Annotated in this window: 20 protein-coding genes; 12 read left to right on the forward strand and 8 right to left on the reverse strand. The window is 62.6% G+C overall.

Annotated elements, in window-relative coordinates; genetic code table 11:
* Window positions 1-64: 64 nt before the first annotated feature.
* Window positions 65-826 carry a DUF2127 domain-containing protein gene (locus DBV08_RS16050; RefSeq protein ID WP_095972831.1) on the forward strand — a complete coding sequence of 254 codons (762 nt, stop codon included), beginning with the start codon at window positions 65-67 and terminating at the stop codon, window positions 824-826.
* Here the strand turns inward: DBV08_RS16050 and DBV08_RS16055 are convergent.
* On the reverse strand, window positions 810-1,949 hold the full coding sequence (locus DBV08_RS16055; protein ID WP_124568069.1) for a cation:proton antiporter: 1,140 nt from the start codon (window positions 1,947-1,949) through the stop codon (window positions 810-812). The genes DBV08_RS16050 and DBV08_RS16055 overlap by 17 nt on opposite strands.
* A 7-nt stretch (window positions 1,950-1,956) precedes the next feature.
* The gene (locus DBV08_RS16060; RefSeq protein WP_240952043.1) at window positions 1,957-2,418 is read right to left on the reverse strand and encodes a hypothetical protein; all 462 of its coding nucleotides are present in this window, start codon (window positions 2,416-2,418) and stop codon (window positions 1,957-1,959) included.
* A 149-nt stretch (window positions 2,419-2,567) separates the two neighbouring features.
* Between DBV08_RS16060 and DBV08_RS16065 the strand changes: the two genes are divergently transcribed.
* Together DBV08_RS16065 and DBV08_RS16070 are read left to right on the forward strand one after the other, a co-directional pair.
* Window positions 2,568-3,014, forward strand: coding sequence for a cupredoxin domain-containing protein (locus DBV08_RS16065; protein ID WP_124568070.1), 447 nt, complete (start codon window positions 2,568-2,570; stop codon window positions 3,012-3,014).
* A gap of 82 nt (window positions 3,015-3,096) precedes the next feature.
* Entirely contained in the window at window positions 3,097-4,887 is a 1,791-nt protein-coding gene (locus DBV08_RS16070; RefSeq protein WP_124568071.1) for a CocE/NonD family hydrolase, read from the forward strand.
* 18 nt (window positions 4,888-4,905) lie between these two features.
* On the opposite strand, the gene paaI is transcribed toward DBV08_RS16070, so the two are convergent.
* The 4 genes from paaI to DBV08_RS16090 all read right to left on the reverse strand — a co-directional run bounded on the left by paaI (window position 4,906) and on the right by DBV08_RS16090 (window position 8,399).
* A complete protein-coding gene (paaI, locus tag DBV08_RS16075) occupies window positions 4,906-5,274 on the reverse strand; it encodes a hydroxyphenylacetyl-CoA thioesterase PaaI (protein WP_166810072.1) in 369 nt (122 codons plus the stop codon).
* A gap of 64 nt (window positions 5,275-5,338) precedes the next feature.
* Window positions 5,339-5,650 (reverse strand): EthD family reductase, encoded by a 312-nt coding sequence (locus DBV08_RS16080; RefSeq protein ID WP_095972826.1) that lies wholly within the window; start codon window positions 5,648-5,650, stop codon window positions 5,339-5,341.
* Between the two features lie 6 nt (window positions 5,651-5,656).
* Window positions 5,657-7,699, reverse strand: coding sequence for a phenylacetic acid degradation bifunctional protein PaaZ (gene paaZ, locus DBV08_RS16085; protein ID WP_124568072.1), 2,043 nt, complete (start codon window positions 7,697-7,699; stop codon window positions 5,657-5,659).
* Window positions 7,700-7,787: 88 nt separating this feature from the next.
* Window positions 7,788-8,399, reverse strand: coding sequence for a TetR/AcrR family transcriptional regulator (locus tag DBV08_RS16090; RefSeq protein ID WP_124568073.1), 612 nt, complete (start codon window positions 8,397-8,399; stop codon window positions 7,788-7,790).
* Window positions 8,400-8,506: 107 nt separating this feature from the next.
* Between DBV08_RS16090 and DBV08_RS16095 the strand changes: the two genes are divergently transcribed.
* The 9 genes from DBV08_RS16095 to paaK all read left to right on the forward strand — a co-directional run bounded on the left by DBV08_RS16095 (window position 8,507) and on the right by paaK (window position 16,159).
* Window positions 8,507-9,235: an enoyl-CoA hydratase/isomerase family protein gene (locus DBV08_RS16095; RefSeq protein WP_124568074.1), complete on the forward strand. Its 729-nt coding sequence runs from the start codon at window positions 8,507-8,509 to the stop codon at window positions 9,233-9,235.
* Window positions 9,232-10,089: a 3-hydroxyacyl-CoA dehydrogenase family protein gene (locus tag DBV08_RS16100; protein ID WP_124568075.1), complete on the forward strand. Its 858-nt coding sequence runs from the start codon at window positions 9,232-9,234 to the stop codon at window positions 10,087-10,089. Before DBV08_RS16095 ends, DBV08_RS16100 begins: the two co-directional genes overlap by 4 nt.
* Window positions 10,090-10,116: 27 nt before the next feature.
* The gene (locus tag DBV08_RS16105) at window positions 10,117-10,902 is read left to right on the forward strand and encodes an enoyl-CoA hydratase/isomerase family protein (protein WP_124568076.1); all 786 of its coding nucleotides are present in this window, start codon (window positions 10,117-10,119) and stop codon (window positions 10,900-10,902) included.
* 92 nt (window positions 10,903-10,994) lie between these two features.
* Window positions 10,995-11,963, forward strand: coding sequence for a 1,2-phenylacetyl-CoA epoxidase subunit PaaA (gene paaA, locus DBV08_RS16110; protein ID WP_095972822.1), 969 nt, complete (start codon window positions 10,995-10,997; stop codon window positions 11,961-11,963).
* Window positions 11,960-12,277, forward strand: a complete 318-nt coding sequence (gene paaB / locus DBV08_RS16115; RefSeq protein ID WP_003942879.1) for a 1,2-phenylacetyl-CoA epoxidase subunit PaaB — start codon at window positions 11,960-11,962, stop codon at window positions 12,275-12,277. Before paaA ends, paaB begins: the two co-directional genes overlap by 4 nt.
* A gap of 28 nt (window positions 12,278-12,305) precedes the next feature.
* On the forward strand, window positions 12,306-13,223 hold the full coding sequence (gene paaC, locus DBV08_RS16120) for a 1,2-phenylacetyl-CoA epoxidase subunit PaaC (RefSeq protein WP_124568077.1): 918 nt from the start codon (window positions 12,306-12,308) through the stop codon (window positions 13,221-13,223).
* Window positions 13,224-13,273: 50 nt separating this feature from the next.
* Complete coding sequence (gene paaD, locus DBV08_RS16125; protein ID WP_124568160.1) at window positions 13,274-13,732, forward strand: 1,2-phenylacetyl-CoA epoxidase subunit PaaD; 459 nt, start codon at window positions 13,274-13,276, stop codon at window positions 13,730-13,732.
* 4 nt (window positions 13,733-13,736) lie between these two features.
* Window positions 13,737-14,816: a 1,2-phenylacetyl-CoA epoxidase subunit PaaE gene (paaE, locus tag DBV08_RS16130; RefSeq protein ID WP_124568078.1), complete on the forward strand. Its 1,080-nt coding sequence runs from the start codon at window positions 13,737-13,739 to the stop codon at window positions 14,814-14,816.
* Between the two features lie 41 nt (window positions 14,817-14,857).
* On the forward strand, window positions 14,858-16,159 hold the full coding sequence (gene paaK / locus DBV08_RS16135; protein WP_124568079.1) for a phenylacetate--CoA ligase PaaK: 1,302 nt from the start codon (window positions 14,858-14,860) through the stop codon (window positions 16,157-16,159).
* A gap of 2 nt (window positions 16,160-16,161) precedes the next feature.
* Here paaK and DBV08_RS16140 read toward each other — a convergent pair whose 3' ends face one another.
* Both DBV08_RS16140 and DBV08_RS16145 read right to left on the reverse strand, forming a co-directional pair.
* Complete coding sequence (locus DBV08_RS16140) at window positions 16,162-16,785, reverse strand: LysE family translocator (protein WP_095972818.1); 624 nt, start codon at window positions 16,783-16,785, stop codon at window positions 16,162-16,164.
* A gap of 92 nt (window positions 16,786-16,877) precedes the next feature.
* Window positions 16,878-18,071, reverse strand: a complete 1,194-nt coding sequence (locus DBV08_RS16145; RefSeq protein ID WP_124568080.1) for a globin domain-containing protein — start codon at window positions 18,069-18,071, stop codon at window positions 16,878-16,880.
* Window positions 18,072-18,099: the final 28 nt, after the last annotated feature.

Genomic DNA, 18,099 nt, shown 5'->3' on the forward strand with positions numbered 1-18,099 from the left:
TCGTTCGAAGTGCACGGTCAGCGGGTATCCACGCTACCGGGCATTTGCGGCATAGAGTTCACCCGTGGACTTCGCATTGCGCTCGTGCAGTTGGCATGGTCACGAGACCTACGCTCCGGACGAACCTGAGCTGCGGGATCGACTACAGGTGGACACTGCGGTGGGCCAGGCATGGCGGTGCCTACGTTGCGGCAACTTCGTCCCGGGAGCGCCGCAAGCGTCCGGGCCGGCGGACGCCGCCCCCGAGGTTCCGCGGGGACGGCTGCTTCGCGACCGATTGATCATGCGACTTCTTGCCACCGAGAGAATGTTCCGCGCTCTGGGGTTGGTTCTTTTGGCGATCGGCGTGTTCAAACTCAGATCGTCGAAGGGGCGCGTCGAGGACGCCTTCGAGAACGAATTGCCGTTGATCAGACCACTGGCCCGTCAGCTGGGGTGGAACATCGACGACTCGAAACTGGTCCATCACATCGAGCAGGCCTTCTCCTTGTCCGCGACGACGCTCACCTGGATCGCGGTCGGTTTGTTGGTTTACGCCGGCCTTCAAGTGATCGAGGCCGTCGGGCTGTGGATGGTCAAACGCTGGGGCGAGTACTTCGCGGTGGTGGCGACCAGCTTGTTCCTGCCCCTCGAAATCTACGAATTGACCGAGAAGATCACGTGGTTGAGGGCCGGGCTGCTGCTGGTGAACATCGCTGCCGTCGTGTGGCTGATCTGGAGCAAGCGGCTATTCGGTGTCCGCGGCGGCGGCGCGGCGTATCACGCCGAACATTCGGAGGAGAGCTTGCTGACGGTGGAGCGGGCGGCGGTCAAACAGGCTTCGTGAGACCGGCTTTCGACGCGGCAGCACCGGCCAGTGTTGCCGCTCCGATCGTGATCATCGCGGCGAGGAGGATGGCTGCGGGCTCACCATCGCCCATCACCCCCAATTGAGTGCCCACCGTCACTGCGGCAACCGGTACACCCAGTTGCGCGGCGGACAGCACGCCGAGGGGTAGCGGGAGACCGAGGACGCGTATCGCGGCGTGAACCACGAGAGTTGCTCCGCCCAAGACCAATCCGAGCCAGATGGCGGACGGATGGGTCACGAGGTCGCGCAGATTGATCGCCGCTCCCAGCCAGACGAAGAAGAGGGGCGCGAAGAAGCCGTCGGTGATCGCGAAGAGTTGTTTGGCGAGGCGACGGGGTTCACCGATCGCGGCCAGGACAAGTCCGAAGGCGAAGCCGGCGAGCATGATCGACACGTGAGTGCTCGAGGCCAGCGCCGCCAGCGAGAACAGGATCACCAGATTGATCCGGAGTTCGAGTGCGAACTTTCGTTTCTCGGAGAATTTGTGGAGCTTTCGCCAATGCCCGGAACGGTGGAAGGCCCGCAGCACGAAGAACAGGGCAACTGCAGACACCGCCACCGCCAGTGCGCCGATACCGGCACGAGGGGCATTGTCCGGATCGATCACCAACGGCAGCGCGACAATGCAGACGGTGTCCGCGATCGCGACCTGGGCAGTCATCTGCAGGACCGAGGTTCCACCGAGCGCCAGCGAATCGACGATAGGGAGAATCAACGCCGCGGATGACGACGCGATCAGGACCGCGTACAGCGCGGCGTGACCGGTACCGAATGCAGTCGCCGCACCGTAGCCGGCAACAACCGACAGGAGTCCGACCACAACCGAGCGAGAGGCACCCTTACCTATTGCCGCACGAACTGCCGGATCGCGGACCGGGACGTGCGAGCCGGCCACCATCATCGTGAGCGCGAACCCGATATCGGCCAGGAACCTGAAAGTCTGGTCGGACGAGTCGAGTAGCCCGAAACCGGTGACACCGAAGACGACGCCCGCGGCAAGCTCGCCGACCACCACAGGGACATGCCAGCTGACACGAGCGCCGAGCAGCGGACCGAGGATTCCGGCCAGTGCGACGAGGGCAAGTATGCCGAAGGTCATCGACGACCTACGACGTCACTGTCGAGGGAGCGATCTTTGCCGGGATGCCGGTGTTCTCGTCCACGTGGTAGCTCGCACAGACCCGGTGGTAGCCGTCGGCGATCTGGGCCGGTACTCCGGCGCGGAAGTCTCCCTGCACCAGCAGGATCGGTGACAGTGCGATCCCCTTGCGGATCTTCTTCAGATCGGCAGCAACGTGCGGGTTGTCGACCGGGAGCAGGGGTAACCCGGCAGCACGCAGAATGTCCTTGGCTTTCTTCGAGACCAGCGTCGCCGTCTTGAGCGCGTAGACGAGAGCTTGGACCTGGACCGGTGTCGCGCCCAACTGCAGGTAATCGCGGGCCGCCGGGTAGTCGTGCTCGTCCGGCAGGTCCTTCCAGAGAACGGCAGGAGCCTTCTCGGTTACCTTCGGCTGGGCTGTCTTCGGAGCCTTCGGCTGGGCCGCCTCAGACGTTTTGATCTTGGCCATCTGTGCTGTTTCCTTCAGTGTCGGTCCGCGAGTGGAGCTGGTGCAGAAATCGTGCACTATCAGCGCCGCAGGCACCACATCGGAGCTGTTTGGGCCTTTAGGCGGCGGGTAATCAGCAGACTGCGGGGGAACGAGCAGGAGGCGAAGCAATGAAGCGGATTCTCGCGGTGCTCGCAGCGCTGATCCTGGCGGTGTTCGCACTGACCGCGTGCAGTGACAACAGCGATTCGTCGGACAACGATTCGGCAGATCACGACGGCATGGCAATGACCAGTATGTCGATGCCGAGCAAGCCGACCAGTATGTCGATGCCGAGCATGCCTCTGGGTATGTCGACGCCGGGAGCGTCGTCGATGGGAATCGTGATCAGCGGCTTCGAATATTCGACGCCGGAGTCGGTGATGCCTGGACAGGTACTGACCATTCAGAACAACGACACCGTCGAGCACTCGGTCACGTCCGATACCGCAGGGCTGTTCAACGAGGACATCGAAGCTGGTGAGACGGAAACCATCACGGTGCCGAACGAGCCGGGAACGTACACGTTCCACTGCACCTACCACCCGAGCATGCGCGGCACCTTGACGGTCAAGTAGACGTCGACCGGGCCTGGCCTGACTTTCGCTCAGAATATTTTGGCGGCACGCATCCGATTGAACTGGTAGAGAACAGATCCGGGTGTACGGTTTTCAGGTGCGCCGGAGAACAGCGATCAGTGTCGTCACGCTCGTGGTTTGTGCCCTCGGCTTTTCGCCGCCGGCGCTCGCGGATTCACCGAACGGCTCGTATTCTTCACAGCTGCTGTATTTCTCGGTCGATGTGGGGCCGGATCTTTCGACGCCGTGCACCGTGGTCGGTGAGCTCTTCGTTCCCGACGGCGTCGATGCGGACAACCCCGCGCCCGCGATCCTGACCACGAACGGGTTCGGCGGTTCGTACAAGGATCAGATTCCGGCTCTGCAGAACTTCGCCGAGAACGGGTATGTCGGACTGACGTATTCGGGATTGGGTTTCGGCGGCACGAGTTGCAAGATCACACTCGACTCTCCCGCGTACGACGGCGTCGCCGCTTCCCAGTTGGTCAGCTTCCTCGGCGGCCAAGAGGGGATTGCCTACACGGATCAGGCTCTGACGCAGCCCTATCCGGCGCTAACCGCGGTGGTACAGGACTCCGTCGACCACTCGGGTGCACCGTCGACGAACGACCCGCGGGTCGGCATGACGGGCGGCTCCTACGGCGGCGGCATTCAATTCGCCGCCGCGAGTGTCGATCCCCGCATCGACACGATCATCCCCATGATCACCTGGAACGATCTTTCGTATTCCTTGGCACCCAACAGCACGGGAATCATTTCCGGAGTGTCCACCGCCGAGCCCGGAGCGGCGAAGGTGCTCTTTGCGTCGCTCCTCTTCGGTGCCGGCGTCGCAAACCCCGGAGTGGACGGCTACCTCACCGACCCCTCTCGACTTCCCGGCTGCCCGAATTACGTGCCGTACATGTGCAACGCGATCGCCGAGGCGGTAGTGACCGGGGACATCGGACCGCAAGTGGTGAGTGAACTCCGAGCGTCGTCGGTGTCGTCGTTCGTCGACCGGATCAACATTCCGGTACTGCTTGCTCAGGGGCAACAGGACACTCTGTTCGATCTGAACGAGGCAACCGCGACCTACGACGCGCTGAATGCGCGTGGCGTCGACGCCAAGATGATCTGGCATTCGTGGGGGCACAGCCACTTGGCCGCTGCGCCGGGCGAATTCAGCTTCTCCGCACCCGACGAGGATGCCCAGTACGAAACCGGTCGCTTCATGGATTGGTTCGATCACTACCTCAAGGACGAGAACACGGAGACCGGACCGGAATTCGCGTACTTCCGTAACTGGATCGACTACGAGGGAAACGCGGCACCGGCCTACGCCACGTCCGACACTGTCGATGTCGGAACCGCCCGCGGCTTCCAGCTGTCCGCTGACGGGGGACTGCTGCCGGACGGCGCGCCGGTTGTGCCCGGCTCGAAGACGATTGTCACCGCACCGGGTGGGCTGCCGACGGGAGTCGAGCCGCTCAACATCAATCCGGCCGGGAACATTCCGAATGCACAGATTCCGGGAACCGAGGCTCTGTGGACCACTGCGCCGATGACCGAGGCGATGGACGTGGTGGGAGCTCCCACTGTGACGCTGCGTGTTGCGGCGCCCGGACAGCCGGTGGTGTTCGCGAAACTCTACGACGTGGCCCCGGACGGAACTTCCTCGCTGATCAACGGACTGATTGCGCCCATACGTATCAGTGATCCGTCCCAACCGGTCCCGGTGACGATGCCGGCGATAGTGCATCGATTCGAGCCAGGCCATTCCGTCCGACTGGCAATCACCGGCGGCGACATCAGTTTCCGTGGGGGACTGCAAGGTATGCCGGTGACGATCTTTGCCGACGGTTCCGGCCCCCTCGAACTTCCCGTCGTGAGCTGAAACACCGTGGGCTGAACTTCAGCGGGTGATGGTTCGGCTGTCGCCGCGGAACTCGGCGACGACGACACCGCCACTGCGAACGGTCACGTCGTAGATCCCGCTTCGGCCCCCTCGCGCCTTCTCGGTGGCGATCGCGGTCAAGGTGTCGCCCAGACGGGTCGGACGTAGAAATCGGATGTCCGCGCGCGCTGCAACGGCTGAATCCTCGTAGCCGTTGCAGGCGAGCGCAAACGCGGTGTCCGCGAGCAGGAAAACATAGCCGCCATGTGTGATTCCGTGACCGTTCACCATGGTCTCGCCGACAGTGACGGTCACGGTTGCGCTACCGGGCGCCAGCTCGGAAATCTCGATACCGAGTGCCTGCGACGCCTGGTCCGCGTCGAACATCTCTCTGGCGGTGATGCTTCCTGTACTCACGAGACAACTCCTGTGGTATCGGAGATTGCAGGGTCTAGAGGACCGAGACAACTTCCTGGACATACATGTCGACCGTGCCGGTGGCAAAGTTCGCGACATCTTTTCCAGCGGCGCCCATCTCCGGGGACTTCAGGCCGCGCTGCATCGTCTCGAGATCGGGAAACACCAGGTTGGCGACGGCGTAGAAGACTGGATCGGAGCCGTCCAGCGTCGAGCACTTGCTGAACGTGAAGTCCGACAACCCTGGCACCGCGCTGGCGAGCGGGACGTGGATCTCGTTGTAGTACTTGTCGAAAGCCTCCGGATCGGTGGGGCGTCCGTAACACACTGCTACTCGATAGGTCATGTGCTTTCAATTCCCTTCGGGGCGAGTCTTGGCTACCAGAGTCAGTACGTCGTATGTCGCGACCGGATCGTTGTCCTGGTTCGTCACCACGGCATCCCAACGAACCTCACCGTAGTCGGCGCTGCTGCGAGGTGTGATGGTCTTGGCTGTGAGGGTGACCGTCAGGCTGTCTTCGGCTTTCACCGGAGTCAGGAACCTGAGGCTGTCCACGCCGAAGTTCGCGAGAACCGGGCCGGGGGCCGGGTCGACGAACAGGCCCGCAGCGAGTGAGACAACCAGATAGCCGTGTGCGACGATGCCGCCGAAAAGCGGATTCGCCGCTGCCGCCACCGGATCGGTATGTGCGTAGAAGGTGTCACCGGTGAACTCTGCAAAATGATCGATGTCTGCGAGTGTGACCTGGCGCGGACCGCCGACAACAGTGTCGCCGATCTTCAACTCGGCGAGACTCTTTCGGAATGGATGCTCGGATCCGGTAGTGCGCTGTGACCCGGTGAACCAGCGCTCACCGACCGCGGTGAGGACGTCGGGTGTGCCCTGTACGGCGGTGCGCTGCATGTGATGCAGAACTCCGCGGATGCCACCCAACTCCTCACCGCCGCCGGCGCGACCGGGACCGCCGTGGACGAGAACTGGAAGGGGAGAGCCGTGGCCGGTTGATTCCTTGGCGTCGTCGCGGTTGAGGACGAGCACTCGACCGTGAAAAGCTGCGAGGCCCAGTACCAATCGACGTGCTGTATCGGTGTCGGCAGTGACCACCGAGGCGACGAGGCTTCCCTCGCCACGGGCCGCAAGTTCGATCGCATGATCGATGCCGTCGTAACCGATGACGGTACTGACGGGCCCGAATGCTTCCACCTCGTGTACCTCGAGCGCGTTGTCCTCGGCCCGGAGGAGAATCGGTGAAAGAAAGGCACCGGACCGGGCGTCGGCGCCGACCACGTCGACGTTGTCCGGATCTCCGAACACGATTGTTGCCGACTTCGTCAGGCCGCGAATGGATTTCAAGACTTCGTCACGCTGTTCGAGGCTGGCGAGCGCTCCCATCGTGACGCCGTCGGCATCGGGGTGTCCCACGACCACTTTGTTCAGTCGCTCGGTTGCGGCGTCGACAACGGCGTCGACCAGCGAGTCCGGGACCAGGGCGCGCCGGATAGCGGTGCATTTCTGTCCCGCCTTGACCGTCATTTCGGTGACGAGTTGTTTGACGTACAAGTCGAATTCGGGCGTTCCTGGTACGGCGTCCTCGCCGAGGATCGACGCGTTGAGTGAATCGGCCTCGGCATTGAAATGGACGCCCTTGCCGACGACGTTCGGGTGGGCACGCAGCGTTGCGGCGGTGTCGGCGGATCCGGTGAAGGCCACCGAATCCTGTCCGTCGAGGTGATCGAGGAGTCCACGTGCACTACCGGAAAGCAGTTGGACGGAACCCTCCGGGAGCAAGCCTGATTCGATGATGCGCCGGAAGACGAGTTCGGTGAGATACGCCGTGGAACTGGCAGGTTTGACGATGGACGGGACACCCGCGATGAAGGCCGGTGCCAGTTTCTCCAAAAATCCCCAAACCGGGAAGTTGAACGCGTTGATCTGCACGGCGACGCCACGACGTGATGTATAGATGTGTTGCCCGAGGAAAGTTCCGCCCTTGCCGAGAGGCTCGACGTTTCCGTCCAGAAAGACTGTGCTGTCGGGTAATTCGCGCCGAGCCTTGCTCGCGTAACTCAGCAGGGTTCCGAATCCGCCGTCTATGTCCACCCCGGAATCTCGCGTCGTCGCCCCGGTGGCAGTGGAGAGTGTGTAGAACTCGGCTTTTCCTGCCATCAACGTGAGGGCGAGGGCCTTGAGCGCGCCGGCACGTTCGTGGAAGGTCATCGCAGACAGTGCAGGCCCGCCGACCTCGCGTGCGTACGTAACCATCTCGGCGAGGTCGACGCCGGTTGCGGAGATCCGGGCCACCTCCGATCCGTCCACTGCGCTGGGCAACGGGGTACCTGCGTCCGGTGCGGCGTACCACTGACCGGCTACATAGCTTTCCAACAGTCTGCTCACGACAACTCCATCTCACCGTACGTTCGGTCGGTAATTACGATCGCTCGGTGACGCCGCGTTGTCAAGGATTCGGCAGAACTGCCTGGAATCAGGCCCTGCGAAGTCCGTCGAAAGTGACGGCGACGACCGCGTCGGCAATGTCGGAGACGGACTCACCCGCTCGGGGTTTGTACCACTCGATCAGTGAGTTGACGGTGCCGAACATCAGCTTGCTGGCGAGGGCTGGTTCGATGTCCGGGCGCAAGTCTCCCTCCGCTGCGGCGGACGAGACGAGGCCTCCGACGAAGTTGTCGAATTCGCGTCGACGGGCGAGTGCAGCACGCTCGACCGTCGTGTTGCCACGGACGCGCAGGAGCAGGGTGACGTACGGAAGCTCTGCGACCAGCACCTCTACACTGCGCCGGACTAGGTATTCGAGCCGGTCGATGTACGGACCGGTGGTGGCGCCTTCTTCGGTCGTGACCGCGAACAGGGCGTTGAGTGCACGCGAAAGTGCGAGTTCGAGAAGTTCTGACTTTCCGGACACGTGGTGGTAGATCGAGGACTTCGTGATGCCGAGTTTCTTGGCAAGCACCTCCATGCTGGCGCCGTCGTAGCCCTTGTCGTTGAACACCTTGACGGCTACGGCGAGGAGTGAATCGAGGTCGTAGCCGGGACGTCCGGGGAGGCCGGTGCGTCGAGTGGGGCGTGCCGTAGTCATGTCCCCATCTTCTCAGTTCGGGCAAAGCTGTGCACCATCCTCGTCTCCACCCTTGCCAAACTACCGAATGTTCGGTTACTAATGGAGGAGAGTGAGAAGGAGTGAATGTGAACACCCTGCACGTGGACGAGCGCGAGGATCGCGTCGTGGTCACCCTCGACAGGCCCGCGCAACGCAACGCGATCAACGCGCAAATGATCGACGAACTGCATCAGGTTTGTGGACGCCTCGAACGGGATCCGAAGCTGCTCCTGCTTGCCGGGCGAGGAGACCACTTCGCGGGCGGCGCTGACATCGCGGAGCTCCGAGAGCGCGGACGAGACGAAGCGTTCGCGGGTATCAACCGCACGCTGTTCGACCGCATCGGAAAGCTCCCGCTGCCCACCGTCGCCGCAGTGAGCGGCTACGCGCTCGGTGGCGGGGCGGAGTTGACGTACGCCTGCGACATTCGCATCGCGACCACGACGGCGGTCTTCGGTAATCCCGAGCCCAATCTCGGGATAATGGCAGCCGCGGGTGCGAGCTATCGGCTGCCGAAGCTCGTCGGCGTCTCGATCGCGAAGCAAGTGCTCCTCGGTGCCAGGAACCTCGACGCCGAGCAGGCGCTACGAGCAGGTCTGGTTGTCGAGGTGACCGAACCGAACTGCCACGTCGACGCAGCGCATCGGCTGCTCGACCGTATTTCCCGACTGTCCCCGCTGGCACTGCGATTGACCAAGATCATCGTCGACGCGCCGGGATCGCATCCGTTTGCCGACGACATCGCCCAAGCCGTCCTGTTCGAGAGTTCGGACAAGCACGATCGCATGACGGCTTTCCTGGAGAAGAAATCATGACTGAATCAGTTGCACCGAAGGCCGTCGGAGTTATCGGCGGTGGACGCATGGGTGCAGGTATCGCCCAGGTGTTCGCCGCTCTGGGCGGGGCGGTCACCATCGCGGAGAGCGGCGACGCCGAGGCCGCGTTACAGCGTGTTTCCACCGGCCTCGACCGCGCCCACGAACGAGGGAAACTCGGCGACCAGGACCCCGCGACGGTCCTCGCGCGCGTGAGCGTCGTAGGCGCAGTGAGCTCCCTACCCCCGTCGCTCGGCCTGATCGTCGAGGCGGTCCCGGAAATCGCGGCCCTCAAGGTCGAGGTTCTCGCGGCTGCCGAAATCGTTGCCGGAGAACGCACCGTGATCGCCAGCAATACCAGTTCCATGTCGATCGCCGAACTCGGTGCAGCGCTGACGGATCCGAGCCGGTTCATCGGTATGCACTTCTTCAATCCAGTCCCGGCGTCGCTGTTGGTCGAGATCGTCCGGGCGCCTCAGACCCGCCCCGAGGTTGTCGACTCGGTACGAGCATGGGTGTCGATGCTCGGCAAAGCCGAGGTTCTCGTCAACGACTCACCTGGTTTTGCGACCAGCCGGCTTGGCGTCGGTCTCGGGCTCGAAGCCATCCGAATGCTCGAAGAAGGTGTGGCGGACGCGGAATCGATCGACCGGGCCATGGAATTGGGGTACCGGCATCCGATGGGGCCGCTGCGTTCGACGGATCTGGTCGGGTTGGATGTGCGCCTGGCTATCGCCGAACACCTCGCGAGCACTCTCGGTGATCGATTTACTCCTCCTGCACTGCTGCGAGAGAAGGTCGCCCGCGGAGAGTTGGGGCGCAAGACAGGACAGGGTTTTCACACATGGAGCTGAACCGAACTGCCCGCGAAAGGAACATCGATGACTGACGTGATCCGCTTGGAGATCGAGCGCGGTTTGGCGACAATCACTCTCGACCGGCCCAAGGCCGCCAATGCCGTCAACGGCGAAATGAAGTCTCAGCTGCTCGAGGCGTTGCTGCAGGTCCACGCGGACGCAGACGTTCGAGCGGTGTTGATTCTCGCCGAAGGCAAGAATTTCTGCGTCGGTCAGGATCTGGGCGAGCACGCGGCAGCGTTGGATGCCGATCCGGCGCACGCGATGGACACCGTCGCCGCGCACTACAACCCCATTGTGACGGCGCTGTCGACGCTGTCGGTCCCGGTGGTGGTGGGTATCGGCGGCGCCTGTGTCGGGGCGGGGTTGGGAATCGCGTTGGCCGGAGACATCCGTGTCGTGGGTGCTCGCGCGAGCTTTGCGACGGCATTCACCGGCATCGGTCTGGCCAGTGACTCGGGGCTCAGTCATGCGCTCGTGCACGCGCTCGGACCTAGCCGTGCCAGTGGCCTGATGTTGCTCGGCGACAGGTTCGACGCGCAGAGCGCACTGGAGTGGGGATTGGTTCATCGAGTGGTGGCCGACGAGGATGTCGCAGCTGAGGCTCGGGTACTCGCCCGCCGACTTGCCGACGGACCCACCGCGGCCTTCGCCCACGTGAAATCGCTGATCCGTGCAGTTGCTCCTGGGCTTTCCCAGGCACTGGATGCCGAGGCGAACGCGCAGGTGGAGCTGGGTTCCACGGCAGATCATCGAGGCGCAGTCATGGCTTTCCTGTCGAAGCAGAAGCCGGTCTTCGAGGGCCGCTGATTTCTGTTCCGTCGAAAGATTCTCTTGTGCGCCGGGACACCGCGGTGCATACTAGTTACCAACCGATCATTCGGTAATAAAAGGTAGGTACGATGACCAACGTGGAAGCTCCACAAGACCTGCAGAACCTGTTCGACGAGACGATCGCGGCGGACCAGCGCATCGAGCCTCGCGACTGGATGCCGGACGGCTACCGCAAGACGCTGATTCGTCAGGTTGCCCAGCATGCGCACTCCGAGATCATCGGAATGCAGCCAGAGGGAAACTGGCTCACCCGTGCACCTTCGTTGCGACGCAAGGCGATTCTCATGGCGAAGGTCCAGGACGAGGCGGGGCACGGTTTGTATCTCTACTCCGCGGCCGAGACCCTCGGTGCCGACCGCGGCGATCTGACCACCAAACTGATCGAGGGAAAGCAGAAGTACTCCTCGATCTTCAACTACCCGACGCTGACCTACGCCGACGTGGGAGTGATCGGTTGGCTGGTCGACGGAGCCGCTATCTGCAATCAGGTTCCGCTGTGCCGCAGCTCCTTCGGGCCGTATGCACGCGCGATGATCCGTGTATGCAAGGAGGAGTCCTTCCATCAGCGGCAGGGTTTCGAGTTGCTGGCGACGATGATGCGCGGCACGGAAGCCCAACGTGCGATGGTGCAGGAAGCCGTCAACCGATGGTGGTGGCCTGCTCTGATGATGTTCGGACCGCCGGACGACGAGTCGCCGAACACCGAACAGTCGATGAAGTGGCGCATCAAGCGGCACACGAACGACGAACTGCGGCAGCGATTTGTGGACATGTCGATACCGCAGGCCGAGGTACTGGGTGTGACCTTCCCCGATCCCGACCTGCGCTGGAACCCTGAGCGTGGCGCTCACGATTTCGGCGAGCCGGACTGGAGCGAATTCATGGATGTGGTCCGCGGTAACGGGGCGGCGAGCGTCGAGCGGATCACCAATCGGAAAGCCGCACACGACAACGGGGCTTGGGTCCGTGACGCCGCCTACGCCTTTGCACAGCGCGAGAGACTCGCGCACGATCGCACGACTGGGGAAACAGCATGAGCGAGAACGATCAGGTACAGGGCGATCAGGTACGGGGCGAATGGCCTTTGTACGAGGTATTTCTGAGGGGAAAGCGCGGACTGAACCATGTCCATGTCGGATCACTGCGCGCGGCAGACGACCAGATGGCCCTACGCCACGCGCGTGACGTCTACACCAGACGTAACGAAGGCGTGAGCATCTGGGTCGTACCGTCCGCGAACATCGTGGCTTCGAGTCCGGCAGAAAAGGATCCGTTCTTCGCGCCGAGCGGCGACAAGGTCTACCGGCACCCGACCTTCTACGACATCCCGGACTCCGTTCCCCACATGTGAGAATCACTTCGACTTCGAGGACCAACAGATGAACGATCACGACAGTGCCTACGACGGCCTGGTCGACGGTGACGGCCACGGTCAGTGGGCGTTCGGAACCAGCTTCGACGACCCCCTCGCCGGAGTCGACACCACGGTGCCAGGCGACGTCGATCTCGGAGCCCTGGCGCGCTACTGCCTCATGCTCGGTGACGACGCGCTCGTCAGTTCGCAGCGACTCGCCGAATGGTCCACGCGAGCACCGGAACTCGAAGAAGAGGTAGCTCTCGCGAACGTCGGTCTGGATCTGATCGGGCAGGCCAGGCTGCTGCTTGCGCGCGCGGCAGCAGCCGATTCCACCGTGGTTCCGTTCATCTCGGATACGTCACCGGTGCCGGCCGAAGATGCGCTCGCCTTCTTTCGTGATCAGTTCGGTTTCCGCAACGTGAGACTGGTGGAGCTCGCCAATGGCGACTTCGCACACACGGTCGTTCGGCTACTCGTGTTCTCGACCTGGCGGCTGGCGCTGTTCGATCGGCTCCGCACATCGCGGGATCCGGTTCTCGCTGCTGTGGCGAACAAAGGTGTCAAGGAACTGACCTATCACCGCGACTACGCGGCAAGATGGGTCGTCACCTTGGGTGCCGGCACGGCAGAATCAAAGCGCCGGACGGCCGACGCCCTGCTCGAGATCTTCCCGTTCGTGGACGAACTCTTTGTTCCCACCCAGGACGAACTCGTTTTGGCAGAAGTTGGCGTCGGAGTGGATCCGCGTACTGTTCGGCCGGAGTTCGACGCTGTTCTTGCCCAGGTCCTCCATGCGGCCGAAATGGAAGAGCCCCCTGCACGTTTCTCCGGTTTCGTCGGCGGCCGCGGTGGACGTGCTGGATTGCATACCGGGGCACTGGGACTGCTTCTCGCCGAAATGCAGAGCGTCGCTCGGGAGCACCCTGAAGGGGTGTGGTGACCGTGGCTGCCACCACCGTCTCTTCCGCGCAGGAGATCGTCGCCTCGGTGATGGATCCGGAGATGCCGTTGCTTACACTGGCCGACCTCGGCGTCATCCGATCGGTCGACGTCGAAGCGAACTTCGTCTGTGTGACAATCACTCCCACCTATTCCGGGTGTCCAGCGATGGCGACGATGCGAGACGACATCGAGCACAAGCTGAACGATGCGGGGTACGGCAGCGTCCAGATCAAGACTCAACTGTCGCCGCCTTGGAGTTCGGATTGGATCAGCGAAGAAGGGCTCGCGAAACTTCGGACGGCTGGGTACTCGGTGCCGGGGGCAGCGCCGCGCCGCGCCTCGGGGCCGATCGCATTGACCTTGACGGCCAAGCCCCGCGACATCCTCTGCCCCCAGTGCGGTTCGGCAAACACCAGACTGAGTTCGGAATTCGGTGCGACCCTGTGCAAAGCGCTGTATCGCTGCCTCGACTGCCTCGAGCCGTTCGATCACGTGAAGGAGATCTGAACAGATGAGTACCGCAACGACGAACCGGAACAAACCCTTTCACCCGTTGACGGTCGCCGGTGTCGAGTCACTGTGCGACGACGCAGTTGCCGTCACCTTCGACGTGCCTGCCGATATCGCCGATCAATTCGACTTCGGCGCCGGGCAGTCACTGACACTGCGGCGGATGATCGACGGCGTCGAACACCGTCGTTCCTACTCGATCTGTGCACCGGTAGGGGCGTCTCCACGGGTGGGTGTTCGCGAAGTAGCAGACGGACTCTTCTCCACCTGGTTGGTGCGCGACGTCAAGGCCGGGGATCAAATCGACGTCCAAGGCCCTTCGGGCAATTTCGTCGCCGATCCGGCATCGGGTGGACGGCACGTTCTGATCGCGGCGGGCTCTGGCATCACCCCCATGCTTTCCATCGCTGCAACACTTTTGGCGAACCCCGAGGCCGATGTCACCCTGCTGTACGGGAACAGGCGTACTCGTTCGGTGATGTTCGCCGAAGAAATCGCCGACCTGAAGGACCGGTACGGTGCGCGCCTGGACGTCATTCACGTTCTCTCACGCGAGCCGAGAGAGGTCGAGTTGTTCTCGGGCCGTCTCGACGCCGGCCGGTTGCGTGAGATCTTCACCTCTCTCGTACCGTGCGACCAAGTCGACGGCTTCTGGCTCTGTGGTCCCTTCGGGATGGTCAACGACGCCCAGGAAGTGCTGGCCGGCTTGGGAATTGCCAAGGATCGCATCCATCACGAGCTGTTCTACGTCGACGACGTCGCTCCACCCGTCGCAGTGCATCGTGAGCGCGGAATTGTCGGACCGAGCAGCGAGGTGACGATTACTCTCGACGGTCGATCGACCACCGCGACGTTGCCACGCGACCAGTCGATTCTCGATGCGGCCGAACAGTACCGCTCGGATCTGCCCTTCGCCTGCAAGGGCGGAGTGTGCGGAACGTGCCGCGCCAAGGTCACCTGCGGTGATGTGGAGATGCGCAGGAACTACGCACTCGAAGACTACGAAGTCGACGCGGGTTTCGTGCTGACCTGCCAGACCTTTCCTGTCGGTGACCAGATAACAGTCGATTTCGACGCCTGACCGCCCGCACAGCGCCCTCACTGAGCCCACCGGAGACAATCATGACCGAACTCGCCACTGCTACTTCGCAAGAAATCGAATTTGCCGGCCGGGACCGCATTTCGACGCTCCAACTGGAGCGGATGCAATGGTCCCTGATGCACGCGTACACCAATGTTCCGCACTACCGCAAAGCTTTCGACGACGCCGGCGTCCACCCGAGCGACTTGAAGGATCTGAGCGATCTCGCGAAGTTCCCCTTCACCACCAAAGCGGATCTGCGCGAGAACTATCCGTTCAAGATGTTCGCGGTACCCCAGGACAAGGTTTCGCGAATTCACGCGTCCTCGGGGACGACCGGGCGCCCGACGGTGGTGGGGTACACGAGCAACGACCTGAACAACTGGGCCGATCTCATCGCGCGCAGTCTCTCGGCCGGCGGCGTGCGGTCTTCGGACAAGGTTCACGTGGCTTACGGGTACGGCCTGTTCACCGGTGGGTTGGGAGCACATTACGGTGCTGAACGATTGGGCTGCACGGTCATTCCGATGTCCGGTGGCATGACCGAGCGGCAGATTCAGCTGATCGAGGACTTCGAGCCCGATGCCATCATGGTGACTCCGTCGTACATGTTGACCATCGTGGATGCGATGATCAAGAAGGGGATCGATCCCTCGAAGACCTCGCTGAGGGTGGGAGTTTTCGGAGCGGAGCCGTGGACCGAACAGATGCGGACCGAGTTGGAACAGCAACTCGACATGCATGCGGTGGACATTTACGGACTCTCCGAGATCATGGGCCCGGGCGTGGCAATGGAATGTGTGGAAACCAAAGACGGACTCCATATCTGGGAAGACCACTTCTACCCGGAGATCATCGATCCGGTCACGGGCGAGGTGCTCCCGGACGGTGAGGAAGGGGAGCTGGTTTTCACCTCGCTCACCAAGGAGGCGCTGCCCATCATTCGCTATCGCACCAGGGACCTGACCCGTCTGTTGCCCGGTACGGCGCGCACGATGCGACGGATGCAGAAGGTGACCGGCCGGACCGACGACATGATCATCCTGCGTGGGGTCAATCTGTTCCCCACGCAGATCGAAGAACTGATCCTGACCGTCCCCGCCCTCGCGCCTCAATTCCAGTGTGTGCTGGAGCGTCCTGGCCGAATGGACACCCTGACGGTGCGCGTCGAGGCTCGCCCCGATGCGGCATTATCGGACCATGCGGCGGCATCGTCTGCATTGCAGAAGCTGGTGAAGAACAAGATCGGTGTCACGGTCGAGGTGAACGTTCTCGAACCGGGCGGACTCGAACGCTCGATCGGTAAAGCGCGTCGTCTGATCGACCAACGTCCGAAGGGCTGAAACTACTCCAGGGCCATGCGGGTGGCGAAGATTCCGAGAATGCCACCAGCTAGCCACTTCTGAGCCCGCATCCACACCGGACGTGCCATCAGGAAAGCTGACACGGCTGCCGCACAGCACACGATCAACGCGTTGACGGTGACTGCGACAAGGATCTGCACGCCGCCGAGTACGAGCGCCTGTTGCCAGACCGGACCCGCAGTGGGATCGACGAACTGGGGGATCAGTGCCGCGTACATCAGAGCGATCTTGGGATTGAGCAGATTCGTGGTCAGACCCATCCCGAACAGTCGACCGCTGCCGTGGCGGTCGACGGCGCCCACCTCGAAGGCGGACTTCCCGCCTGGTCGGAGCGTCGACCAGGCGAGATAGGCCAGATACAGGGCGCCGCCGATTTTCACCGCGGTGAACACCGTGGGTACGGCGAAGAGAACCGCCGTCAGCCCGGCACACGTGGCGGCGAGGTAGACCAGGAAACCGGTTGCGACTCCGGCGAGCGAGATCAAACCTGCCCGGCGGCCCTGGCTGATGCTGCGGGACACCAGGTAAATCATGTTGGGGCCCGGTGTCAGGACCATCGCCAGGGCGATCAGCGCGACTCCCGTCATCGACGCTGACGTGATCATGTCGGTCTCCCACTACTCGATCTGGATGTTCCGTCGAGTACACAAGGGGTTACCGTGGCAGGCCAAGGTCCAGTTCGCAGACAGTGGTCCGCTCAGGTATTGGCCCAGCTGTCGGGACCGAAGACCTCGTAGTGGATATTCTGCGCCGGGACGTCGCGTTCGAGCAACGATGCGCGCATCGCCAACATGAACGGCATCGGCCCGCAGAGGAACGCCTGGGTATCCGGCTCTACGGTGATGTCACGCAGATCGGCTCGGCCTTCGTGAACCGATCCGAAGGGCACATGCGTGCCGAGGTCCTCGTACCAGCGGTGCAGGGTTGCTGCGGGAATCTTGTCGACGAGCGTGCTGAGTTCTGCTCGGTGAGCATGATCTGCGATGGATCGATCAGCATGAATGACGGAGACGGGACGCTGTGCGCCGGTATCGGCAAGATGGTTGAGCATGCCGATCATCGGTGTGCAACCGATTCCGGCCGATGCGAGTAGCAGTGGCGAGTCGTCGTCGGGCATGGTGAGATCACCGAACGGGGTGGTGACGGAGAGTTCTTGTCCTTCGAATACGTTGTTGTAGAGGAAGTTCGACACTTCACCGTCGGGAGTGCCCGAGATTCGCTTCACACTGATCCGCCAGTCCGCGCTACTCGGTATCGAACACAGGCTGTACTGACGGATCTGGCGGGCGCCGTCCGGAAGGACGACACCGACCGAAAGATACTGTCCGGGAGCGAAGGTGGGTAGAGCGCTGCCGTCGACCGAGGAGAGTGTCAGGGAGACAGTGTCGGCGGATTGAAGGACGCGCTCGCTGACTCTGACCGTTCGCCACACGTCGCCGGTCTCGACACCGGCGAGCTGGTAGAGACCCCGTTCCATCGTGATGAGGGTTTCCGCCATCAACCAGTAGACCTCGTCCCAGGCTGCGGCGACTTCGGGAGTGACTGCATCTCCGAGTATTTCGACGATCGCGGCGAAGAGGTGTTCGTGAACGATCGCGTACTGATCGGGGGTGATTCCCAACGACGCATGCTTGTGAGCGATACGCGAAAGGATGAGATCGACCTTGGCGCTGTCGGGTTCGAGCTGCAGCGTAGCGAATGCCGCGATAGCGCCCGCGAGTGCCTTCTGCTGTTCGCCCTGCTTCTGATTGCCGCGATTGAACAGGTCGCGTTCGAGTTCGGGATGTGCGTCGAACATCTTGCGGTAGAACAGGGTTGTGATATCGCCGATGGCGGCGCCGACCACGGGGAGTGTGGCGCGAATGACCTCGGTTGACTGTGGGGAAAGCATGAGCTGCTCCGTTCGGTCGAGATTCGGT

Origin of the sequence: Rhodococcus sp. KBW08 (assembly GCF_003852455.1) — a bacterium.
Classification (GTDB): domain Bacteria; phylum Actinomycetota; class Actinomycetes; order Mycobacteriales; family Mycobacteriaceae; genus Rhodococcus_F; species Rhodococcus_F baikonurensis.

Excerpts from the sequence above, each read along its gene's own strand:
- DBV08_RS16080 (WP_095972826.1), bottom strand. The coding sequence starts at position 5,650 with ATGACCTATCGAGTAGCAGTGTGTTACGGACGCCCCACCGATCCGGAG.
- DBV08_RS16140 (WP_095972818.1), bottom strand. The coding sequence starts at position 16,785 with ATGATCACGTCAGCGTCGATGACGGGAGTCGCGCTGATCGCCCTGGCG.
- paaA (WP_095972822.1), top strand. The coding sequence starts at position 10,995 with ATGACCAACGTGGAAGCTCCACAAGACCTGCAGAACCTGTTCGACGAG.
- DBV08_RS16100 (WP_124568075.1), top strand. The coding sequence starts at position 9,232 with ATGACTGAATCAGTTGCACCGAAGGCCGTCGGAGTTATCGGCGGTGGA.
- paaC (WP_124568077.1), top strand. The coding sequence starts at position 12,306 with ATGAACGATCACGACAGTGCCTACGACGGCCTGGTCGACGGTGACGGC.
- DBV08_RS16065 (WP_124568070.1), top strand. The coding sequence starts at position 2,568 with ATGAAGCGGATTCTCGCGGTGCTCGCAGCGCTGATCCTGGCGGTGTTC.
- DBV08_RS16060 (WP_240952043.1), bottom strand. The coding sequence starts at position 2,418 with ATGGCCAAGATCAAAACGTCTGAGGCGGCCCAGCCGAAGGCTCCGAAG.
- DBV08_RS16055 (WP_124568069.1), bottom strand. The coding sequence starts at position 1,949 with ATGACCTTCGGCATACTTGCCCTCGTCGCACTGGCCGGAATCCTCGGT.
- DBV08_RS16105 (WP_124568076.1), top strand. The coding sequence starts at position 10,117 with ATGACTGACGTGATCCGCTTGGAGATCGAGCGCGGTTTGGCGACAATC.
- DBV08_RS16090 (WP_124568073.1), bottom strand. The coding sequence starts at position 8,399 with ATGACTACGGCACGCCCCACTCGACGCACCGGCCTCCCCGGACGTCCC.
- paaI (WP_166810072.1), bottom strand. The coding sequence starts at position 5,274 with ATGTTCGACGCGGACCAGGCGTCGCAGGCACTCGGTATCGAGATTTCC.
- paaK (WP_124568079.1), top strand. The coding sequence starts at position 14,858 with ATGACCGAACTCGCCACTGCTACTTCGCAAGAAATCGAATTTGCCGGC.
- paaD (WP_124568160.1), top strand. The coding sequence starts at position 13,274 with ATGGATCCGGAGATGCCGTTGCTTACACTGGCCGACCTCGGCGTCATC.
- paaE (WP_124568078.1), top strand. The coding sequence starts at position 13,737 with ATGAGTACCGCAACGACGAACCGGAACAAACCCTTTCACCCGTTGACG.
- paaB (WP_003942879.1), top strand. The coding sequence starts at position 11,960 with ATGAGCGAGAACGATCAGGTACAGGGCGATCAGGTACGGGGCGAATGG.
- DBV08_RS16145 (WP_124568080.1), bottom strand. The coding sequence starts at position 18,071 with ATGCTTTCCCCACAGTCAACCGAGGTCATTCGCGCCACACTCCCCGTG.